This window comes from Pseudomonas sp. Sample_10 (assembly GCF_004321495.1).
Classification (GTDB): Bacteria; Pseudomonadota; Gammaproteobacteria; order Pseudomonadales; family Pseudomonadaceae; genus Aquipseudomonas.
This window is the reverse complement of record NZ_RCOE01000250.1, coordinates 1-3,879: the sequence shown is the minus strand read 5'-3', so window position 1 is coordinate 3,879 and position 3,879 is coordinate 1. Positions and strand designations below refer to the sequence as shown.

Below are 3,879 nucleotides of genomic sequence, written 5' to 3'. Positions count from 1 at the left end.
GTAGTGGACGACGAAGTGCGTCAGTTGGTCGACGACATGTTTGAAACAATGTATGAAGCGCCAGGCATCGGCCTCGCCGCGACCCAGGTCAACGTGCACAAACGTATCGTCGTGATGGACCTTTCCGAAGACCGAACCGAGCCTCGAGTGTTCATCAACCCCGAGCTCGAACCGCTAACCGAAGACATGGGCCAGTATCAGGAAGGCTGTCTGTCGGTGCCGGGCTTCTACGAAAACGTCGATCGCCCGCAACGGGTCAAGGTCAAGGCGCTGGACCGCGACGGTCAGCCTTACGAACTGATCGCCGAAGATTTGCTCGCTGTGTGCATCCAGCATGAATGCGACCACCTCAACGGCAAATTGTTCGTCGACTACCTGTCCACGCTCAAACGCGACCGCATCAAGAAGAAGCTGGAAAAACTCCATCGCCAGAACGCCTGATGCCCCTCTTCAAAGGCTTGCTGCGGCAAGCCTTTTTCTTTTCAAGCTGCTTTGTAATCGAGAGCTTTCATGACTGAGCCACTGCGCATTGTCTTTGCCGGCACCCCGGAATTCGCCGCCGAACACCTCAAGGCCCTGCTGAGCAGCCCTTACGAGATCGTCGCGGTCTACACCCAGCCGGATCGCCCGGCAGGCCGTGGGCAAAAAATGATGCCAAGCCCGGTCAAGCAGTTGGCACTGGAAAACCACATCCCGGTGTTGCAACCGCCAACCCTGCGCAACGAAGAGGCCCAGGCTGAACTGGCCGCGTTGAAGCCAGACCTGATGGTGGTGGTCGCCTACGGCCTGATCCTGCCGCAAGTGGTGCTGGATATTCCGCGCCTGGGCTGCATCAACAGCCATGCCTCGCTGTTGCCGCGCTGGCGCGGTGCAGCGCCGATCCAGCGTGCCGTCGAAGCCGGTGATGCCGAAAGCGGCGTGACCGTGATGCGCATGGAAGCCGGGCTCGATACCGGGCCGATGCTACTCAAGGTCACCACGCCGATCAGTGCCGAAGACACCGGTGGCAGCCTCCACGATCGTCTGGCCGAAATGGGTCCACCGGCCGTGGTCCAGGCGATTGCCGGCCTTGCCGCCGGTACTCTGGAAGGCGAAGTGCAGGACGATAGCCTCGCCACTTATGCACACAAATTGAACAAAGACGAAGCGCGCATCGACTGGGCTCGCCCGGCGATTGAACTGGAACGTCTGGTCCGCGCCTTCAACCCTTGGCCGATCACCCACAGCACCTTGAATGGCGAAGCCTTGAAAGTGCTGGCCGCACACCTGGCCGAAGGCAAGGGCACGCCGGGGGAGATTCTTGGCGCCAGCAAGGACGGCCTGGTCGTCGCTTGTGGTGAACAGGCCCTGTGCCTGACGCGCCTGCAATTGCCCGGTGGCAAGGCACTGAATTTCAGCGACTTGTTCAACAGCCGTCGGGAGAAATTCGCCATTGGCACAATTCTCGGTCAAGCGGCGGACGCTCAATGAATCCGCGTCTGGCCGCCGCCAAGGCACTTGCCGCTGTCCTGAACGGAAAAGCATCGCTCAACAGCTCGCTACCCACGCAACTGGACAAGGTCGAGGACCGTGATCGCGGCTTCACTCAGGATCTGGCCTTCGGCACCGCACGCTGGCAACCGCGCTTGTCGGCACTGGCGGCCAAGCTGTTACAGAAACCGTTCAAGGCTGCCGACGCCGATGTTGAAGCACTGCTGCTGGTCGGCCTCTATCAACTGCTCTACACCCGCGTCCCGGCCCACGCCGCCATTGGCGAAACCGTTGGCTGCGCCGACAAGCTGAAAAAACCCTGGGCCAAGGCCTTGCTCAACGCCGTGCTGCGCAATGCCCAGCGCGAAAGCGAAACGATTTTTGCCGAGCTGGAACGTGACCCGGTGGTGCGCACCGCTCACCCGCGCTGGCTGCAAAAATCCCTGAAGGCCTTCTGGCCGGAACAATGGGAAGCCATCTGCGCGGCGAACAATGCGCATCCGCCAATGATTCTGCGGGTCAATCGTCGCCATCACAGCCGCGACGCGTATCTCGGCTTGCTGACCAACGCGGGTATCGCCGCCGCCCCGTGTGTCTACAGCCGTGATGGCATCGTGCTCGAAGCGGCCACGGACGTGCGCAGCCTGCCGGGTTTCGCCGACGGCTGGATCAGCGTGCAGGATGAAGCCGCGCAACTGGCCGCCGACCTGCTGGATCTGGCGCCGGGCCAACGGGTACTCGACGCCTGCTGTGCACCGGGTGGCAAGACTTGCCACATCCTTGAAGCCGAGCCAAAGCTGGCCGGCGTCGTAGCGGTCGACCTTGAAGCCAAGCGGCTGGTGCGCGTGCGTGAAAACCTCGAACGCCTGAAACTCAGCGCCGAACTGATTGCCGCCGATGGCCGTGATACCCAGGCGTGGTGGGATGGCAAGCCGTTCCAGCGCATCCTGCTCGATGCCCCCTGCTCGGCCACGGGAGTGATTCGTCGTCACCCGGACATCAAGTTGACCCGTCAACCCGACGACATCGCCGCACTCGCGGTGCTGCAAGGCGAGCTGCTGGACGCGATGTGGATAACGTTGGAAGTGGGCGGCATTCTGCTCTACGCCACGTGCTCGACATTGCCGACCGAGAACACCGAAGTCATCGAAGCCTTCCTCGCTCGCACCCCGGGCGCCCGTGAGCTGGACCTGGCCACCACGGCCGGCATCAAGCAGCACCACGGTCGCCAATTGCTGGCGCAAGAGGGCGGACACGACGGTTTCTACTACGCCAAGCTGATCAAGATCGCCGCCGCACGCGGTTAACCGATTTAAGGGAGTGACTGGATGAAAATCATCATCCTCGGCGCAGGGCAGGTCGGCGGTTCGCTGGCGGAACACTTGGCCAGCGAGGCCAACGACATCACGGTGGTCGATACCGACGGTGAGCGCCTGCGCGACCTCGGCGACCGGCTGGACATCCGCACCGTCCAGGGCCGCGGCTCATTCCCGACCGTGCTGCGCCAGGCCGGGGCCGATGATGCGGACATGCTGGTCGCCGTGACCAACAGCGATGAAACGAACATGGTCGCCTGCCAGGTCGCCCACACGCTGTTCCACACCCCGACCAAGATCGCCCGGGTGCGCGAGGCTGCCTACCTGACCCGCGAAGAGCAGCTGTTCCAGAATGAAGCGATTCCGGTGGATGTGCTGATCAGCCCGGAACAAGTGGTCACCAACTACATCAAGCGCCTGATCCAGCACCCCGGAGCCCTGCAGGTGATCGACTTCGCCGAAGGCAAGGCGCAACTGGTGGCCGTCCGCGCTTACTACGGTGGGCCGCTGGTGGGCCAGCAATTGCGGCAGTTGCGTGAGCACATGCCGAACGTCGAAACCCGCGTGGCCGCGATTTTCCGCCGCGACCGGCCGATCCTGCCCCAGGGCGACACCGTGATCGAGGCCGACGACGAGGTGTTTTTCATCGCCGCCAAGGCGAACATTCGCGCCGTGATGAGCGAAATGCGCCGTCTCGACGAGACCTACAAACGCATCGTCATCGCCGGTGGCGGTCAGATCGGCGAGCGCTTGGCCGAAGCCATCGAAAGCCGCTATCAAGTGAAGATCATCGAGATGAACCCGGCACGTTGCCGTCATCTCTCGGACCACCTCGACAGTACTGTGGTCTTGCAAGGTAGCGCCTCGGACCGCGACCTGCTGATGGAAGAAAACATCGCCGACGCCGATCTGTTCCTGGCGCTGACCAACGACGACGAGGCCAACATCATGTCGTCGCTGCTGGCCAAGCGTCTGGGCGCCAAGAAGGTGATGACCATCATCAACAACCCGGCCTACGTCGACCTGATCCAGGGCGGTGACATCGACATCGCCATCAGCCCGCAACTGGCGACCATCGGCACCTTGCTGGCCC

General features: G+C 62.4%; 4 protein-coding genes. All 4 read left to right on the top strand.

The annotated features are described in order from the left end of the window. A partial coding sequence (def, locus tag D8U18_RS25015) for a peptide deformylase (RefSeq protein ID WP_130930630.1) occupies positions 1-441 on the top strand: 441 nt, incomplete at its 5' end. 69 nt (positions 442-510) lie between these two features. After that, positions 511-1,470, top strand: a complete 960-nt coding sequence (gene fmt, locus D8U18_RS25010) for a methionyl-tRNA formyltransferase (RefSeq protein WP_131108798.1) — start codon at positions 511-513, stop codon at positions 1,468-1,470. Continuing rightward, entirely contained in the window at positions 1,467-2,777 is a 1,311-nt protein-coding gene (rsmB, locus tag D8U18_RS25005) for a 16S rRNA (cytosine(967)-C(5))-methyltransferase RsmB (protein WP_131108796.1), read from the top strand. The genes fmt and rsmB overlap by 4 nt, the downstream gene beginning before the upstream one ends. Positions 2,778-2,798: 21 nt before the next feature. Then, the coding region (trkA, locus tag D8U18_RS25000; RefSeq protein WP_131108794.1) for a Trk system potassium transporter TrkA at positions 2,799-3,879 on the top strand (1,081 nt) is incomplete at its 3' end.